Genomic DNA, 17,890 nt, shown 5'->3' on the forward strand with positions numbered 1-17,890 from the left:
CCCGAATGAAAATACACATGCCACCATCGTTGACGATATTTAACCAATGGCGCAGCCCAGCGCCAATTGGCACAACGACAATGACAACATGGAGAACCCATGGCAGAAGTAGTGTTGGAGACAAGGGCGTTGACCAAGGAATTCAAAGGATTCACTGCGGTCAGCGATGTGAATTTGAAAGTACAGCGTGGTCATATCCACGCGCTGATCGGCCCCAATGGCGCGGGCAAAACAACCTGTTTTAACTTGTTGACGAAATTTTTAACGCCCACGTCGGGTCAAATTTTATTCAACGGCAAAGACATCACCAAGGCCAAGCCCGCTCAAATTGCCCGGCAAGGCATCATCCGTTCCTTCCAGATCTCGGCCGTGTTTCCGCACCTCACAGTGCTTGAAAACGTGCGTATTGGCTTGCAACGCCCTCTAGGTAATTCCTTTCATTTTTGGAAAAGCGAAAAGAAACTCTCTGTGCTGAATGACAAAGCCATGGAGTTACTTTCACTTGTTGATCTTGACGATTTTGCAGACACCATGACAGTGGACTTGCCTTATGGTCGCAAACGGGCACTGGAAATTGCGACCACCTTGGGGATGGAGCCCGCACTGATGCTGCTTGACGAGCCCACGCAAGGCATGGGCCACGAGGATGTAGACCGCGTTACCCAATTGATCAAGAAAGTTTCTGCCGGTAGAACCATTCTCATGGTGGAACACAATATGAATGTGGTCGCGGGAATTTGCGACCGCATTTCAGTGCTTCAGCGTGGTGCTGTACTGGCAGAAGGAAGCTATGAAGAGGTTTCCCGCAATCCAGAAGTCATGGAGGCCTACATGGGTTCCAGCACAGGCGTGTTGGAAGGGGCACATTGATGAGCACTGCACTTGAAATTTCTGGCTTGAACGCCTGGTATGGCGAATCACACATTCTGCACAATTTGAATCTCACCGTAAAAACTGGGGAAGTGGTTACGCTTCTGGGTCGAAACGGAGCAGGGCGGACTAGCACTTTGCGCGCCATCATGGGTTTGACAGGTGCACGCAAAGGGTCAATCAAAATCAACGGCACAGAAGCCATCAACATGGCCACTCACAAAATTGCGCACTTGGGTGTGGGTTATTGCCCGGAAGAACGCGGAATATTTTCTTCGCTGTCTGCTGAAGAAAACCTGATGTTGCCGCCTTTTGTTTCAAAGACAGACAAAGGCATGAGCGTGGCAGAAATTTATGACATGTTTCCCAATCTGGCCGAGCGTAAAAAAAGTCAGGGGACGCGGCTGTCGGGCGGGGAACAGCAAATGTTGGCCGTGGCCCGTATTCTGAGAACAGGTGCCAAATTGCTGTTGCTCGATGAAATTTCGGAAGGGCTTGCACCCGTAATTGTTCAGGCCTTGGCCAAGATGATTGTTACCCTGAAATCCAAGGGATACACCATTGTGATGGTGGAACAGAATTTCCGTTTTGCTGCTCCCTTGGCAGACCGTTTTTACGTGGTAGAACACGGCCAAATTGTTGAAGCTTTTGCTTCCTCTGAACTCGATGAAAAAATGCCTGTGCTGCATTCGCTGCTGGGCGTATAAAAACCAACCTTTCAAGGATTGGACTTCAACCAAAGGAGATGATGATGAAATTAAAACCAATCGCAACCGGACTGGCAGTACTTTTTGCTTTTGCTGCAGGCTCTGCCCAGGCGCAAATTTCCAACGACACGATCAAGATTGGTGTGATCACTGACATGTCTGGTTTGTATGCCGACATTGATGGCCCCGGCGGTGTAGAAGCAGTGAAAATGGCGATTGCTGATTTCGGTGGCACCCTGAACGGCAAGAAAATTGAAATCGTTTTTGCAGACCACCAGAACAAGGCTGACATTGCAGCAAGCAAGGCACGCGAGTGGTTCGATACCGAAGGTGTTGACATGCTGATTTCCGGCACCAACTCGGGTACAGCACTGGCCATGGCCAAAGTGGCCGAGGAAAAACAAAAACCGAATTTCGTAATTGGTGCGGGCACAGCCCGAATTACCAATGAGGAATGCAACCCATACAGCATTCACTATGCCTATGACACGGTGGCGCTTGCCAAGGGTACGGGTTCAGCGGTAACAAAGCAGGGCGGCAAAACATGGTACTTCCTGACGGCTGACTATGCGTTTGGTACTTCCCTTGAAACAGACACCACTGCGGTGGTGAAAGCCAACGGTGGTTCAGTGAAAGGCGCAATTCGTCATCCGCTGTCTGCATCCGATTTCTCCAGCTTCATGCTGCAAGCACAAGCTTCAGGTGCGCAAATTCTGGGCTTGGCCAATGCTGGTGGCGACACAGTTAACTCCATCAAGGCAGCCAATGAATTTGGTGTCACTGGCACAATGAAGCTGGCGGGTCTGTTGATGTTCATTAACGACGTACACGCCTTGGGTCTTGGACAAACCAAGGGCATGTACCTGACGGACAGCTGGTATTGGGACCAAAGCGATGAAACCCGCAAGTGGTCCAAGCGATTCTTCGACAAAATGAAGAAAATGCCCAGCAGCCTGCAAGCGGCGGATTACTCAGCAACCCTGCAATACCTGAACGCTGTGAAAATAGCTGGCACCGACGATGGCGCCAAGGTAATGGACACATTGCGCAAGCAAAAGGTCAACGACATGTACGCCAAAAACGGTTACTACCGTGCCGACGGCAGCATGATTCACGACATGTTCCTGATGCAAGTGAAAGACCCCAAGGAATCCAAAAAGCCTTGGGATTATCTGAAGGTAGTTCAATCCATTCCTGGCGAACAGGCATTCACCACCAAAGCAGAAACCAAGTGCGCTTCGTGGAAGTAATTCAATAAGACCAAAGCCCCCGGGGTGTACAAACGTCGGGGGCTTTTGCTGGATTCGTATTTATGGAAATTTTTGGAATTCCCTTGCAGGCTTTTCTGGGGCAGCTGCTTCTAGGCCTTGTAAATGGCTCTTTTTACGCCATGCTGTCACTGGGGTTGGCTGTTATTTTCGGCTTGCTTAACGTGATCAATTTTGCCCACGGCGCCCTGTACATGATGGGGGCATTTTTTGCCTGGATGGGCATGGCCTATTTCAACCTGAATTACTGGGTGATGTTGTTGCTTGCTCCCTTGCTGGTGGGTGCATTCGGAATACTGATAGAAAAAACAATGCTGCGGTGGCTGTATAAACTCGACCACTTGTACGGCCTGCTGCTCACCTTTGGCATCACCTTGATGATGGAAGGCGTGTTTCGCTCAATCTATGGTGTATCAGGTCAACGCTACTCAGTACCTGAAGCCTTGCAGGGCGCGACCAATTTAGGATTCATGATTCTGCCCAATTACCGGGCATGGGTGGTTGTGGCTTCACTTGTTGTTTGTTTTGCAACGTGGATCATGATCGAAAAAACCAAACTGGGTGCATTGCTGCGTGCCGGCACCGAAAACCCGCGCCTGGTTGAGGCATTTGGTATCAACGTGCCATTGATGGTGACTTTGACTTATGGCTTTGGCGTGGCTTTGGCTGCGTTTGCCGGTGTATTGGCTGCTCCAGTCATTCAAATTTCACCGCTAATGGGTTCGAATCTCATTATTACTGTGTTCGCAGTGGTGGTGATCGGCGGCATGGGTTCTATTCTTGGCGCGATTGTTACTGGCCTGACCTTGGGAATCGTAGAGGGGCTCACCCGGGTGTTTTATCCCGAATTGTCAGCCACTGTGGTGTTCATCATCATGGCCATTGTGCTCATGATTCGCCCGGCCGGTTTGTTCGGTCGCGAGAAATAAAGGGTTTCAAAGAATGAACAAAAATACAATCATCGCCATTGCGGCAGTCATTCTTGCATTGGCAGCACCGTTTTTCATGTACCCGGTGCTACTCATGAAGCTGTTGTGTTTTGCACTGTTTGCCTGTGCGTTTAATCTATTGATTGGGTACACCGGATTGCTTTCGTTTGGGCACGCTGCATTTTTAGGCGGCGCTGGCTACATGGCTGGATATGTGATTCGAGACCTTGGAATGCCCTTTGAATTGGGCTTGCTTGCCGGTGTTGCATTTGCAGCCCTGATTGGTTTGGTCATGGGGGCACTGGCCATTCGTCGACAAGGCATTTATTTCACCATGATTACCCTGGCCTTGGCGCAAATGCTGTACTTCATCTTTCTACAAGCACCTTTTACCGGCGGCGAGGATGGCCTGCAAGGCATACCGCGCGGTACATTGTTTGGCGTGGTTGATTTAAGCGACGACCTCACGCTGTACTTCGTGGTACTGGCCATTTGTATGTTGGGCTATGCATTGATTGTTCGTACCGTGCATTCTCCCTTTGGACAAGTTCTAAAAGCCATCAAGGAAAATGAACCGCGCGCCATTTCACTTGGTTATGACGTCGACAAATACAAGCTCCTTGTGTTTGTTCTGTCAGCAGCCTTGTCAGGGCTTGCTGGTGCCACGAAGGCTACCGTGCTTGGGTTCGAGACACTGACCGACGTGCATTGGAGCATGTCTGGCCTGGTGGTGTTAATGACACTCGTGGGTGGTTTGGGCACCCTGGCTGGCCCCGTTGTGGGTGCAATTGTGATCATTGCCCTGGAAAACCGCATCGGCGAGTTTGGCACCTGGATGGCAGTGACCACTGACATTGCCTGGTTCCGTTCGCTGGGTGAGCAAGTCACGATTGTGACAGGCTTCATTTTCATTGTGGTGGTGCTGGCATTCCGGCGTGGCATTGTGGGTGAAATCATTGCCTGGAATCAACGTCGTTTGTTGAAATCGGAGCAGTAATCTGAACGAGTCAACAGAACATGAACCCGGTCAAGTGCCGGGTTTTTTTATGTCAAACTGACAGCACCGTTTTGGCTTACTTTCGAAAACATGCAAACCAGCAATTTTCCCAGAAAATTTTCGGTGCTGACCCACCAAGGTCAGGCTGAAGACTTGCCCTGGATGGAACTTGCACTTCAACAAGCCGAGCTTGCCGCACAACACGGTGAAGTGCCGATTGGCGCAGCCTTGGTCATCAACAGCAAAGCAGTGGCCCAAGCGCACAACGCGCCGGTTTCATTGAATGACGCTTGCGCGCACGCTGAAATCCAGGTTATTCGACAAGCCTGCCAAAGCCTGGGCAACTACCGTTTGGGTGCACAGGCTACTTTGTACGTAACGCTTCAACCTTGCCTGATGTGCATTGGTGCCATATTGCACGCACGCATTGGGCGGGTGGTAGTGGGCTGTTCACAATCGAGATTCAACGGTGATCTGACTCAATCGCTTGCGGTATTTGAACAGGCCGAAGCCTGGCACCCGTGCGCCTTTGAAACGGGCTGTATGGCACAAGCCAGCGAAAAACTGCTGGGTAATTTCTTTAAAACACGCCGCAAGCAACGCGAACAGGCGGTTGCCGATTTGGCCAGTCTTTTGCACCTGCCCAATGCCAACAAGCAAACCATTGACGAACTTGCATTGCTTGGATTTCACACGCCGCAAGATTTTTTGCTATTGGGCCTGGAACAGGCTAGCCAAAGGTTGGCAGAACGAAGTGCCGAGTTGAAAACAGGCCCGCATGAACAACAGGCCGCCATACTGGCCAGTTTGTGCGATTATTTGAATGGTGAGCCTGTTCGCTCATGGAAACAGTATTTGTGAAATTACACTGGCAACCGGAATTAAATTGAACACAAAACCACACAACGCACCGAATCAAATTGTCATGTTTTCTCCCAGTGGCGCACTGGTCGATGAGGCCCTGCTGGATCGCGCTTGTTTTAACCTGCGCGATCAACACGGCTTTCAGGTGACTGAAATGCCTGAAACTCGACTGCGTGTGCAACGCTTTGCGGGCGACGAAACCACTCGTGTGCTCAGTCTGGAACATGCACTTTGCTTGAACACCCCAAGCGTGCTCATGGCCACTCGGGGAGGTTACGGACTTAGTCGTTTGTTACCGCTGCTGAACTTTCCTGAACTCGCGTCACGATTGAATTCAAATGCACATCTCTTGTGCGGTCACAGCGACATTACCAGCTTGCAACTGGCGCTGATGAAAGCAGGGGCCGAGCCATCTACTTTGTTGCATGGACCCATGGCCTGTTTCGATTTTGGGGCAGAGCAGGGCGCAGACCCACTGACTGCTGAACACTTTTTGCGTGCCGTCAACAAATACGCCGTGGATATTGAATGGCCTGCAGCGCATTTCGGGATCGACAATCACAACCCTGTAACCACGTTTGAAGGCCCTGTGTGGGGTGGCAACCTGACCTTGTTGTGCAGCCTGCTCGGAACGCCTTGGCTACCCAGCATGCCAGGCGGAATTCTGGTGCTTGAAGATGTGAATGAGCCCGCCTACAAAATTGAGCGCATGTTGCTTCAATTGCTGCATGCCGGTGTACTGGCCCAACAACAGGCTGTTGTTCTGGGTAACTTTTGCGAGCCGAAGCCCGGTACACACGACAACGGCTACACTTTAAGCAGCGCAGCGGAATTTGTGCAACGTCAGTTGAACCATGTGCCCGTGCTGCTGAACTTTCCTTTTGGCCACTGCACCCCCAAGGCATGTTGGTTTCAGGGTGGAATGGGCACCTTGATGCTTGGCAGCGGGCACTCTGCGCGCCTGACCCAAACCCCACGCTAGGGCGCCACTCAGAGCACCCACTTGGCGCACCTGAAGCTTGGGCATGTATAATGCCCCCTTCGTTAAAAATCACTGAATTTTCCAATACTTATGCTCACCGCAGCCAATATCACCATGCAGTTCGGCGCCAAGCCGCTTTTTGAAAACATCAATGCGAAATTCGGCGATGGCAACCGCTATGGCTTGATCGGCGCAAACGGCTGTGGCAAATCCACCTTCATGAAAATTCTGGGTGGTGACCTGGAACCCAGCAGCGGCAATGTGGACATTGACCCCCATGTGCGCTTGGGCAAGTTGAGCCAAGACCAGTTTGCATTTGAAGAATTCAGGGTGCTCGACGTGGTGATGATGGGCCACAAAGAAATGTGGGCCGCCATGACAGAACGCGATGCCCTGTACGCAAACCCGGAGGCCACCGATGAAGACTACATGCGTGCGGCCGACCTGGAAGCGGTTTACGCTGAATTCGGCGGTTATGAAGCGGAATCAAGAGCAGGCGAACTGCTGTTGGGCGCAGGCATACCCACTGACCAACACAATGGCCCCATGAGCGAAATTGCGCCAGGCTGGAAATTGCGCGTGTTGCTGGCACAAGCCCTGTTTTCAAAACCCGATGTGCTGTTGCTGGACGAACCCACGAACAACCTGGACATCAACACGATTGCCTGGCTTGAAAACGTGCTGAATCAGTATGAAAGCACGATGATTATTATCAGCCACGACCGTCACTTTTTGAACGAAGTATGCACCCACATGGCCGACCTGGATTACGGCACACTGCAGGTGGTTCCGGGTAACTACGACGATTACATGCTGGCTGCATCACAGGCCCGCGAACGGGCACAGGCTTCGAACGCCCGCGCCAAAGAACGTATTTCTGATTTGCAAGACTTTGTACGCCGTTTTGCGGCCAACAAGTCCAAGGCACGTCAGGCCACATCGCGCCAAAAGCAGATTGAAAAGATCAAACAAGACACTGTGATTTTGAAGCCCTCTTCACGCCAGAACCCGTTTATCCGTTTTGAGCAGAAAAAGAAGATGCACCGCTTGGCCGTGGAGCTGGACAATGTCAGCCTGGCCTATGGCGACAACAAAGTGATTCGCGACTTTTCAATCATGGTTGAAGCCGGTGACAAGGTGGGTATTGTGGGTGCCAACGGTGTTGGAAAAACCACCTTGCTGAAACTGCTGGCCAAAGCAATGGAGCCCACTTACGGTGAGGTGAAGTGGTCTGAAAACGCAGACCTTGGCTACATGGCGCAAGACGTTAGCGACGAATTTGATACCAAACTAAGCCTGCGCGAGTGGACAGAGCGTTTCTCACAAGAAGGAGACGACGATCAGGTCATTCGCGGTATTTTGGGTCGCTTGCTGTTTTCCAATGATGAAATTGGCAAGCAAGTGAAAGTGTGTTCCGGTGGCGAGAAAAACCGCCTGGTGTTTGGTCGTTTAATGCTGGGCAGGCACAACGTGTTGCTGCTTGATGAACCGACGAACCACCTTGACATGGAATCGATTGAATCTTTGCAGTACGCCATTGAGAAATACGAAGGCACTGTGTTTGTGGTGTCGCATGACCGCCAATTTGTTTCTGGCATTGCCACGCGCATTTTCGAGATGCGCGAAGACGGTATTACAGACTACCGCGGTACCTACGAAGAATACCGCGATAGTTTGGGTTTGGCTTAAAAGCGGATTAACAATTAGCCAACAGGCTTCACTTTTGCAGCAACCCGTTTGGCCTTTGCACGCGCTTCATCCACATTTGGATCGCGTGCAAGCGCCACACCCATGCGGCGCTTTACAAACGACTCTGGTTTGCCAAACAAACGCACATCCGTACCAGGCTCTGCCAAGGCATCGGCAACGCCCTCAAAAGCAATACCCACCTTTTCAACGCCACCGTAAATCACCGCGCTGGCACCTGGTGTTTTCAAGCTGGTGTCTACAGGCAATCCAAGAATGGCGCGTGCGTGCAGTTCGAATTCGTTTTGCCACTGGGTAATCATGGTGACCATGCCCGTGTCGTGGGGGCGGGGGCTGACTTCGGAAAACCACACCTCATCACCTTTCACAAACATTTCAACACCAAACAAGCCGGTGCCACCCAAGGCAGTGGTTACGCGGTCAGACATGTGTTTGGCGTCTTCAAGCGCTTTCGTGCTCATGGGTTGCGGCTGCCAACTTTCAACATAATCACCGCCTACCTGAATGTGGCCCACAGGCTCGCAATACGACGTTTCAATCGCACCGTTTTTTGGGTTGCGAGAACGCACGGTCAGCAAGGTAATTTCGTAATCGAATTCCACAACCGATTCAGCAATAACTCGACCGGAATTCACGCGACCCGCACTGCCTGCATAATCCCAGGCCGCCTCTAGTTCACCGGCGTGGTCTACCTTTGATTGCCCTTTGCCAGAAGAAGACATCACGGGTTTGATAATGCAAGGGTAGCCAACGGGCTTTTGCCCATCGATACCTTTTTCCACGGCACGCTTCAAGGTGTCAAAATCGTCTGCAAATGCATAGTGCGAACAACTTAACTTCAACTCTTCCGCTGCCAAACGTCGAATGCCTTCTCGATTCATGGTCAACCAAGCGGCATTGGCCGTTGGCACAACGCGCACTGCGCCTGCGGCCTCAAGCTCCTTCAATGCAGGCGTGGCAATCGCTTCAATTTCAGGCACAACAATGTGGGGCTTCTCTTGCGCAATCAGGGCTTTCAAGGCATTTGCATTCGTCATGTCGATCACATGAAAACGATGCGCAACCTGATGGCCGGGCGCGTTGGGGTAGCGATCTACCGCAATAACCTCAACCCCCAAACGCTGAAAGGCAATGATCACTTCTTTACCCAGTTCACCACTGCCCAGCAGCATCACTTTCAATGCGTTGGAAGCCAGCGGGGTGCCGATTTGTGTTGGAAATTGAATGGCTGTTGTCATGGTGAAACTCACTTGTTTAAATCATTATTTAATTGATGGACTCGGGGGTATCTTGATGATGCGCATGCGAGGCCTCATCAAAAAACACAACCAATAAAACCAGCAGCACCGGACCAATAATCAAGCCAACAATGCCCATGGTGATTACCCCGCCAAATACGCCAAACAACACGGCCAGGAATGGCAAATGCGTGCCACCCTGTATGAGCAAAGGCCGCACCAGGTAATCGGCAATCAGCACCACCAGCATGCCCACTGTGATCAGCACAATGGCCTCGGCCCCGTTACCGCTTAAAAACAGAATCATGCCCAATATCGCGAGCAGCCCAGGCGCAGCCATCGGGATAAACGCAATCAATGCCGTGATCGTGCCCAACAGCACGGGTGCATAAACGCCAGACGCTGCAAATAAAAGGGACAAAATAACGGCCTCTGCGAAACTTACAATGACCAAACCGTTGACGGCCGCGCGCAGGGCAGGGGGCATGTGCGATACATATGGCTTCCAGCGTTGCCCAAGCCAATCCGTGCCAATTCGGTTCATTCGAATGCTGATGCTGGAACCATCGCGGTAAAAAAAGAACAGCACCCACAAAGCAAAAAACAACGTCGCAACCCGCCCAAGCAATTCCAGCAAAATAGCTGAAGCTGTACCTTGTACGTCACCCAAACGTTGGGTCAGGGTTTCTCGCAGCAATCCGGAAATTTGTTTGGGCACACTCAAATACTCTTTCCAGCTGGCCACGAGCATGTCGCCGAGCACTGGAATTTGAGGCAACCAGTCCGGCACTGCAACGCCCGCATCGTCGGCCTGTCGCAGAAAATTAGTGATCTGAAGAATGTCTTGAACCATGAACACGATCAAGCCGATCATGGGACCTACCAACAGGAATGCAACCACCAGCGTGGTTAGAAATGCTGCGCCATTGGGCTTTCCGGGAAAACGTCCGCGGATGCGGCAGTGCAGTGGCCAGAATGCTGTGGCAATAATGCCAGCCCATAGAATAGCCAGCAGGAATGGCGACAATACTATTGCTGCCCCTACCAAAATCAACACAGTAAACAGGGTGCTGATCAGGGACTTCGGTTGTCTCAGGTGTTCTGCCATGTCAGCCAGTCATGCGGATTACGCGTTATTTGAATGCTTGTTTGTGGTTCAATCATTGTAGCAATGCCTGAATTGCAAATTGACTGTTATTTCACTTTCACGAGAAGACACATGAAATTATCCAACACCTTGCGAATCGCTTTACTTGGCACCTCAGTGGGTTTGCTAGCCCCATCGGCTGCGTACGCTGACCTGTGCGAGAAAACCCCCGCGGTCAACCTCAACGCGATTAGCAGTGAAGATGTGGACAACGACATGGTGCGATTGAACTGGCAAGTTCAAATTCAGGCGGGCACTGCGAACGAGGCCATGACTGCCGTCAATACGGTTCTGGAGAAATCGATCAATAATTTGTCGAAAAACAAAGACATCACAAAACTGAAAAACAACATTCAAACCTATCCGCAATACGGAAAAAACAATGTGATACAGGGCTGGCAGGGCGTGGGTTCACTTACCTTTGAAATGCCTGTGCAGGCATTGAAAACAGAGAAGAACTTGAATGTTGCCGATGGTCTTACGCTAAGTAATCTGGACTATTTCCCAAGCGAAGCCCGCATTGAACAAAGCCGTGAAAAATTATTGCAAAGTGCAATGAAGGAATTTCAAAACAAGGCAAGCGTTGCGGCAAAGGGATTTGGTAAAACCGGCTACACCTTGGGCGAAGTATCCATCAATGATGAAAACCAGGGCGCACCGACTTACCCAAGAATGTACGCTGCATCAGCAGACATGATGAGCAAGGGCATGGAAGTTGCCCCCGCAGCGGGCTCAAGCAAACTGAGTGTGTCAGTTAATGGGCGCGTTTGCCTGAAGCCGTAAAAGGAATCACGCGAGCCACATTGGCCACGGGTTCGGCTCGATCTGTAAGGCGATCAACCTGATCAACCAAGCGCAAGCCGTTTTGTTTCAAGGGGGCAGGGCTCAACTCCTGCTCCAGTTTTTGAACTTGTTCGCGCAACTTGCCAAAAGATTCCCACATTAATTTGGAAGACTCCATGGCCGATTGCAGCGGACTTTTAGAGCGCTGGCGAATCATGCGGATTTTAAACAGAGTTTGCTCTAGCGCCAAACGGTGCTCAGGATCGACACTGGCCACGTAACCTTCCAGTACGGCCTCACGGCGCTGCTCAAAAGCGACCGGGTCTACCTGATACAGGTCGGCCCATTCCTTGAAATCAAAATGTGTCATGGCTGCTCCTTGCTTTGCTCAATGAGCTTGGCTTTGTTGCTGTCTTGATCGTCTGTTCCCATCAAAAACGCATGCACTGCTTTTTGCAGAGTCCTTAAACGGGCAGTTTTTAGGTTAAGCTCATGTCTAAGAGCTTCGTTCTCTTCCATGAGTCTGTCAACCAGTGCGAGAGTTTCAAATTTCTTTCCCAAACTTTCTACCCGGTTTACTTCAACGCTTGAATGATGGCCCATGATGACTAGTAATGTTGCTATTAACCTTTGTACTGCCAAACACAGCAATTGGTTTTAGTAATACTCTTCAGTTACAACAATCGAATGACAACAACAATGGTGTTTATGAAAAGCGCTTGGACTTTTTCTTTTTTCTTGGGTGTATTCGCATGGGCGCTTGCGCCAGCCGCTTTGGCTCAAGAAGTGAGTTCAAATTTCACCCGCTGTGAAAACAGCTTTGGCAAAGAGCCCGTTGGCATCACTGTAGAGACTTGCAGACTTGAATTGACCGGGCCAGTTACACAAGAAAAACGGGTAAAAATTCTCGAAACCCTGGGAAAAGCTTACCTTGCACAAAACGAGGCAGATTTGGCGATATCCACATGGAATGAAGCCAGCCAATACAGCCCGTTGAGTCGTGAAAATCAGTCGGCAGCCGAGTCATGGACACGCCTGCAGGTCTTGATTGGCCAAACCTATGCGCAGTCCAACCGGGCGGAGCGCGCTGAAGAACATCTTCTGAAAACCTTGACCACGGTTGAACAGTCAATTGGACGATATTCGTTGCCAGCGGGTATGGTTCAAGACGCACTGGGCACTTACTATGCGTTACAAAGCAAGAAGGCACAATCTGAAGCGGCCTTCAAGCGCTCGCGCATTGTCTATGAAATACGACTGGGGAAAACAAATGCCAGAACCCTTGAAACACGCATGAATCACGCAGTGGGCCTGCTGGACATGGAGAAAGAACGGGATGCACTGGAGAGCTTTCAGGTGCTTGCTGAAATTATCAATTCTTCACCTGAATACAAAGTTGAACCCATTCGCGCTGAAATTCTGACATTTCTCGGCACACTTCAAATGCGCAGCGATCAATTACAAGAAGCAGCAAGAAACTACCAAACAGCCTTTGAAGTACGACAAGCGGCATTTGGTCCCAACGACATTAGAACAAGCCAATCTTTGAATAACCTTGGCGTGGTGCTGTACAGGGCAGGGGATTTAAAGCGGGCGGAGATCGCCTTGAGCCGGGCTTATATTATTCGGTCCGATGCCTTGGGGGGCGACGACCCTTTGACACAAAGCACACAAAAGAACTTACAGGCCGTCATCGCCGCGCAGAATGCGGCGAAAACTGGCCCTTCAGACAGTGTCAAACGCAATTAAGCTTTGTTGTTACGCGCCAGCTTACGGTTGAACTTGAATGATTTGAACTCATACACGGCCACCAAGAGCAACGCGGAGAACACACAGCCCAAAGCTGCCAAAATACTCGGACTTGCTACTTCATAGTTGATGTAATCCACAAAACCATGAACCAGCATGGCCGACGCGATCAACAACAACACCAATACACCTGGATAAGAACGAAGAGCTTTCATACAACACCTCTCAAAATTTACTGCATCAATTGCTGACCAATGAGTCAACAATTGAACTTTACCATTGAGTGATGTCACAGATTGGAGCGCCACTTCTAACGTTGTATTTACCCAAACAAGTTCAAATCAATCTTCATTTTTCCTTTTAAAACAATGAAGTAAAGAAATACAGGCTAACAAACCCAACAAATTCAAGGCGCCACCGCCACCGCCGCCGCCACTGCCGCCACTGGAACCAGTACCGTTGCCTGAATCACCAACAACGGCATCGCCAACGGCCGAGGAGGGTGCACCTGCACCCGCGGAAGCACCGTTAATCAATGGCGAAAGAAGACTGGCCAGTAAAGTAGGGGAGGTCGCCCCAGGATTGGCCACAATGACAGACGCTATGGCGGTTCTGCCACTGGCGGTTTGTGCACGCAAATCAAAACCACTGACACCCGCAGGCGCTGTTACATCCACAGTCAGACCACTGGCCGACAACACAGGATTGGACGCATCTGGAGACGATTTCAACACATTGATGACGTCAAAGCTGACAGAAGCGACTTCCTGTCCCGACGTATTCAGAGAACCGGTAGACGAAAAAGTTCGGGTTTGCCCGGGTGGAATCACATTGCCAGAGTTGGAAAACAAATTCGTCAGTCCACCGGAGGCTTGCGTATTAATCAGATTAGCAACGTCCAACATACCTGCGCCACACAAGGCTCGCGTGCAATTGCACTCAACCCCAAGGGTATCGCCAGTGCAGGTGGGGCTGCCACCCAAGGACAAAAATGGACGGGCCGTGGTTTTCAACAGATTTTCAACTGTAGCCACCGACGCAGAAGGATTCAAGGACCAATAAAGTGAAGCCGCGCCTGCCACCAAGGGCGAAGAAAAGCTGGTACCGATTTTGGTGTTGTATGTGTTGGTCAACGGCCCCGCGAAACCAGTATTGGACGCACTCCAAATGGGAAATGCGCCATCTCCACCCGGTGCAGAAAGCTGAATACTCGAACCAAAATTGCTGTAATTGGCCTTCAAACCTTCTTGATCAATCGCGGCAACGCCAAAGGCCCCTGGGCAATTCGCAGGTGAATCCACTGTGCTGCCATCGTTGCCTGCGGCAACCACCACCAATGAACCTGCCTGGCGAGCAGCCGCAATTGCAGCGCCCTCAATAGAAGGTACGCAAGCACCTTCTGCACCCAGGCTTAAGTTGATCACTTTGGCAGGGAAGGGGTTGTTGGGCACGCCTAACACACCAAGCCCTGCCGCCCAACGAATGCCATCGGCCAAATCACTCGAAAACCCACCGCACTTGCCAAGTACGCGAACTGGCACCACCACCGCATTCCAGTTGACCGAAAACACACCTTCGGCAGGAACCGGGTTACCGGCAAGCAATGCAGACACAAAAGTGCCATGCCAACTGGATTGACTCAAACTGGAACAAGCGGGATCAGCCAGGAGATCGGCTGGGCCAACACCGTCACCTGGATCGGTCGGGTCTGCATCGCGGTCAGAACCCGAGCTGCTTTGACCATCAGCCGCAATCACTGGGTCGGCCACAAAATCGTAACCGGGAAGCAAATGACCTTGCAACATGAGATGCGAGGGCAAAACCCCGGTGTCCAGAACTGCGACAACTGTGGGCGCTGTGCCATGAAAATTGGCCCACATGGCCCCGGTATTTATCGACGCTGGCTGCGTGCCAATGTCCTGGTGAAACCAGGAGCGGCTGCGGCGGGCCGGATCAAGCGCATTCAGCAATCCAATCAAGGGTGACTGCGCACGCAATTGGATACGGCGATCTGGCTGAACGGATTCAACGAGCGGGTCTGACAACAAACGCAAACGGAACTGTTCAGAATCCGCATGGCTTGGCGTCACAACCACCGCGCCAGACTCGCCAAAAGGGCGAACAAGCTGAAAGGTCCGTTTGTGGGCTTTTGTAAGTACCGCCAAGGTCGAGGAAATTGCAGCGCGACGTGCTTCAAGCGAAGTCTGGTTCGTGGCGCGATCGGTGTTTTCCTTGAATTGAATAACCCAGCGATCCGCAGACCATGATGCGGAGGAAAACAGGACAAGCAAAACGAACAAACCGCTATGAACAGACGAGCGCGACAGCATGGGAAGACCCTGAGTGTGATTATTATTAATGGTACTGGGAAGACGGCTGTTCTACAAGAGTTGTAAAGATGGTGTTCGACGCAAGTCTTTGATAATTAACACATTGATTGAGTGTGCTTGACAAGTGAGCTAACTTTCCTTGAAAGCACAGTTGTAAAGTAGACAGACTATAGATTAAAAAGGTAAAGTAAATAAACACGGTCCTGCCAAAGGTTCTACGATGGCCTCAGAGTCGACGCGACATATTAAAGGTTTAAGTGACACCATTTGGGCAGACTTCACTATTTGGCCAGGTTTTGACGAGGCCTCCCTAGAGCCAGCTACGCTCGCCAAATTTCTCAGTAGAAAAGAAGCAATCAAAGCCTATTTGAGCGGTAGCAAAGTCGCTGCGATTCGTGAAGAATACGGCATCTCAGAACCGCATATCTATCGGTTAATTACCGAAAGGTGTATTCGAGATCATCCAGACGGCCAAATTTACGGCTGGCGAGCACTAATTCCACAAACCAGAATTGTCCAGTTTAAAAGGCGAACACCAATCGTTATTAATCGTTGGGGGCATGGTGGTGTGGGCGCTTTTCAAACGCTACTAGACACTTATCCGGACGTCAGGGAAGCTCTACACAAAAAAATTCTTAAAGTCCCCAATACTCGAAAAAAGCTTGGAATGTTGTCAACTTCAAAACGATCGATTTGGCTCTGGTTTCTCCAAAGTCTTAGAGAGAAAGGTCTTGAAATCAAAGGGGAGTGGCCTTTTAATACTAAAACGAACGGATATCACTCAATCATTAAATACATTGATAAGGTGCTTCACGAAAACCCTGGCAAGGCAATCCTGATACACGGTGGAAATGAACTTCAAAGGAAAATGCAGGCGGGAGATGGTGTTGATCGACCAGTTCACCGCCCGTTTCAACGTGTAGAAATGGACGCCCACAAAATTGATGGGCGCTTCACCGTTGCGATTCCTTTACTTGAGGGTGGCTACCAGAACGTACTGATCCATAGAATCTGGGTGATCGTGATTATTGAGGTGGTGACTCGATTGGTGCTTGGATATCACATGAGTCTTCGAAAAGAGATTTCTAAAGAAGACGTACTTCGGGTCATTAAGAAGTCCCTGTCGCCTTGGACGAAAAAAAAGCTGCACCACACCGACAAAGACTTTTATATCGATGGCGCCGGGTTTCCTAGTGTTTTAGGGAAGCAATTTGTGGGCATATGCTGGGACGAAACCTCAATTGATGGTGCACTGGCCGAAAAAGCAAAGGTGGTCACAGAAGTACTAAAAAATTCGGTTGGGTCGATTCTTCTGACGCCAGAGAATTCGTATGCAATAAGACGAACAAAAGACGACCGACCTTTCATCGAAAGCTTTTTTAACAAACTCGGAATATTAGGATTCCAGAAAATCTCGAACACCACAGGGAACTACCCTGGTGCAACCAAGGGCAGAGATCCAATCGGAGTCGCGGTAGCCTCGGAGTTCCAGTACGAGTATGCGGAAGAACTCCTCGACATCATCATTGCTAATTACAACGCGAGAATCCACTCAAGACTTAGTGGTCGATCACCCCTTCAGTACCTGCAATATCTGGTTCTTAGCAAGACATTCCAGCCCAGAGTGATTGATCCACAACACCTTGACACTTTTTTCAGTTACAGAAAGCTGTGCATGGTTAAAGGTGGTCTGGACGCCGGAAAGAGGCCATACGTCAATTTCGAGAATGGTATTTACACCAGTCCAATATTGGGTCAAAGACTAGATTTGGCTGGGAAAAAAATCTGGATCACAGCCGATTCTGATTCAGACTCCAGGGTCATCAAGGCATCTTCACTGACTGGTGAACATATCGACAATTTACGCGTATCACCTCCATGGAATCGCGTTCCTCACAACTTTGAGACCCGAAGACTAATCTGCGGATTAATTCGTCAAGGCAAATTCTCTCTGCAGAATCAACAAGATGCGGTGGAATCCTACATTGCCGAGGTGGAAGCATCAGGAGGTAAGTTTCCTCCTCATCCAGCCTATCTAACAGCTCGAAATTTTCTGGTTCAATCCAACGACACTATCCATCAGGTCCCTGACAACGAAACCATACAGTCTGATATGGCTTCAAATGAAACCAATAAAAGCATGGAAAGCCGGATTACCGACAACACTGAAGATAAAGCCAAGTCACGCTCTACAACCAAAAACAATACTGCTAGCAGGAATAAGCAGAATATCGCACCCCACACCTCCGACGCTACAGCGCATACCCAAAATTCCGCATCACTTCCACCACGACGAAAAGCTGAAAATAAATAGAGACG

Annotated in this window: 17 protein-coding genes; 11 read left to right on the forward strand and 6 right to left on the reverse strand. The window is 50.3% G+C overall.

Annotation, left to right across the window (positions count from 1 at the left end):
• Nucleotides 1-99 precede the first annotated feature (99 nt).
• From ACVL1J_RS05425 to ACVL1J_RS05460, 8 genes are all read left to right on the forward strand, one after another.
• Complete coding sequence (locus ACVL1J_RS05425) at nt 100-870, forward strand: ABC transporter ATP-binding protein (RefSeq protein ID WP_159570298.1); 771 nt, start codon at nt 100-102, stop codon at nt 868-870.
• Nucleotides 870-1,577: an ABC transporter ATP-binding protein gene (locus ACVL1J_RS05430; protein ID WP_159570300.1), complete on the forward strand. Its 708-nt coding sequence runs from the start codon at nt 870-872 to the stop codon at nt 1,575-1,577. The genes ACVL1J_RS05425 and ACVL1J_RS05430 overlap by 1 nt, the downstream gene beginning before the upstream one ends.
• Before the next feature lie 44 nt (nt 1,578-1,621).
• Nucleotides 1,622-2,827 carry an ABC transporter substrate-binding protein gene (locus ACVL1J_RS05435; protein ID WP_159570303.1) on the forward strand — a complete coding sequence of 402 codons (1,206 nt, stop codon included), beginning with the start codon at nt 1,622-1,624 and terminating at the stop codon, nt 2,825-2,827.
• A gap of 62 nt (nt 2,828-2,889) precedes the next feature.
• Nucleotides 2,890-3,774 (forward strand): branched-chain amino acid ABC transporter permease, encoded by an 885-nt coding sequence (locus ACVL1J_RS05440; protein WP_159570306.1) that lies wholly within the window; start codon nt 2,890-2,892, stop codon nt 3,772-3,774.
• Between the two features lie 13 nt (nt 3,775-3,787).
• Nucleotides 3,788-4,771, forward strand: coding sequence for a branched-chain amino acid ABC transporter permease (locus ACVL1J_RS05445; protein ID WP_159570309.1), 984 nt, complete (start codon nt 3,788-3,790; stop codon nt 4,769-4,771).
• Between the two features lie 90 nt (nt 4,772-4,861).
• Nucleotides 4,862-5,632, forward strand: coding sequence for a nucleoside deaminase (locus tag ACVL1J_RS05450; protein ID WP_341236354.1), 771 nt, complete (start codon nt 4,862-4,864; stop codon nt 5,630-5,632).
• A gap of 25 nt (nt 5,633-5,657) precedes the next feature.
• Nucleotides 5,658-6,617, forward strand: a complete 960-nt coding sequence (locus ACVL1J_RS05455; protein ID WP_159570315.1) for an LD-carboxypeptidase — start codon at nt 5,658-5,660, stop codon at nt 6,615-6,617.
• Nucleotides 6,618-6,707: 90 nt separating this feature from the next.
• Nucleotides 6,708-8,306 (forward strand): ABC-F family ATPase, encoded by a 1,599-nt coding sequence (locus ACVL1J_RS05460; protein ID WP_341236353.1) that lies wholly within the window; start codon nt 6,708-6,710, stop codon nt 8,304-8,306.
• 14 nt (nt 8,307-8,320) lie between these two features.
• Here the strand turns inward: ACVL1J_RS05460 and purT are convergent, their stop codons facing one another.
• Together purT and ACVL1J_RS05470 are read right to left on the reverse strand one after the other, a co-directional pair.
• On the reverse strand, nt 8,321-9,550 hold the full coding sequence (gene purT, locus ACVL1J_RS05465; RefSeq protein WP_341236431.1) for a formate-dependent phosphoribosylglycinamide formyltransferase: 1,230 nt from the start codon (nt 9,548-9,550) through the stop codon (nt 8,321-8,323).
• A gap of 40 nt (nt 9,551-9,590) precedes the next feature.
• The gene (locus ACVL1J_RS05470; protein ID WP_159570321.1) at nt 9,591-10,670 is read right to left on the reverse strand and encodes an AI-2E family transporter; all 1,080 of its coding nucleotides are present in this window, start codon (nt 10,668-10,670) and stop codon (nt 9,591-9,593) included.
• Between the two features lie 111 nt (nt 10,671-10,781).
• Between ACVL1J_RS05470 and ACVL1J_RS05475 the strand changes: the two genes are divergently transcribed.
• On the forward strand, nt 10,782-11,492 hold the full coding sequence (locus tag ACVL1J_RS05475; protein ID WP_341236352.1) for an SIMPL domain-containing protein: 711 nt from the start codon (nt 10,782-10,784) through the stop codon (nt 11,490-11,492).
• Here ACVL1J_RS05475 and ACVL1J_RS05480 read toward each other — a convergent pair.
• Together ACVL1J_RS05480 and ACVL1J_RS05485 are read right to left on the reverse strand one after the other, a co-directional pair.
• Nucleotides 11,464-11,862, reverse strand: coding sequence for a DUF3135 domain-containing protein (locus ACVL1J_RS05480; RefSeq protein WP_159570327.1), 399 nt, complete (start codon nt 11,860-11,862; stop codon nt 11,464-11,466). The genes ACVL1J_RS05475 and ACVL1J_RS05480 overlap by 29 nt on opposite strands.
• On the reverse strand, nt 11,859-12,134 hold the full coding sequence (locus ACVL1J_RS05485; RefSeq protein WP_491665159.1) for a hypothetical protein: 276 nt from the start codon (nt 12,132-12,134) through the stop codon (nt 11,859-11,861). The genes ACVL1J_RS05480 and ACVL1J_RS05485 overlap by 4 nt, the downstream gene beginning before the upstream one ends.
• Nucleotides 12,135-12,179: 45 nt before the next feature.
• Between ACVL1J_RS05485 and ACVL1J_RS05490 the strand changes: the two genes are divergently transcribed.
• Nucleotides 12,180-13,241, forward strand: coding sequence for a tetratricopeptide repeat protein (locus tag ACVL1J_RS05490; RefSeq protein ID WP_491665160.1), 1,062 nt, complete (start codon nt 12,180-12,182; stop codon nt 13,239-13,241).
• Here ACVL1J_RS05490 and ACVL1J_RS05495 read toward each other — a convergent pair.
• Together ACVL1J_RS05495 and ACVL1J_RS05500 are read right to left on the reverse strand one after the other, a co-directional pair.
• Nucleotides 13,238-13,456, reverse strand: a complete 219-nt coding sequence (locus tag ACVL1J_RS05495; RefSeq protein ID WP_341236350.1) for a hypothetical protein — start codon at nt 13,454-13,456, stop codon at nt 13,238-13,240. The genes ACVL1J_RS05490 and ACVL1J_RS05495 overlap by 4 nt on opposite strands.
• A gap of 126 nt (nt 13,457-13,582) precedes the next feature.
• Entirely contained in the window at nt 13,583-15,571 is a 1,989-nt protein-coding gene (locus ACVL1J_RS05500; RefSeq protein WP_341236349.1) for a S8 family peptidase, read from the reverse strand.
• A gap of 220 nt (nt 15,572-15,791) precedes the next feature.
• Between ACVL1J_RS05500 and ACVL1J_RS05505 the strand changes: the two genes are divergently transcribed.
• A complete protein-coding gene (locus ACVL1J_RS05505; protein WP_341236348.1) occupies nt 15,792-17,885 on the forward strand; it encodes a helix-turn-helix domain-containing protein in 2,094 nt (697 codons plus the stop codon).
• Nucleotides 17,886-17,890: the final 5 nt, after the last annotated feature.

The sequence above is a fragment of the Limnobacter sp. G6BE5S genome, assembly GCF_058448965.1.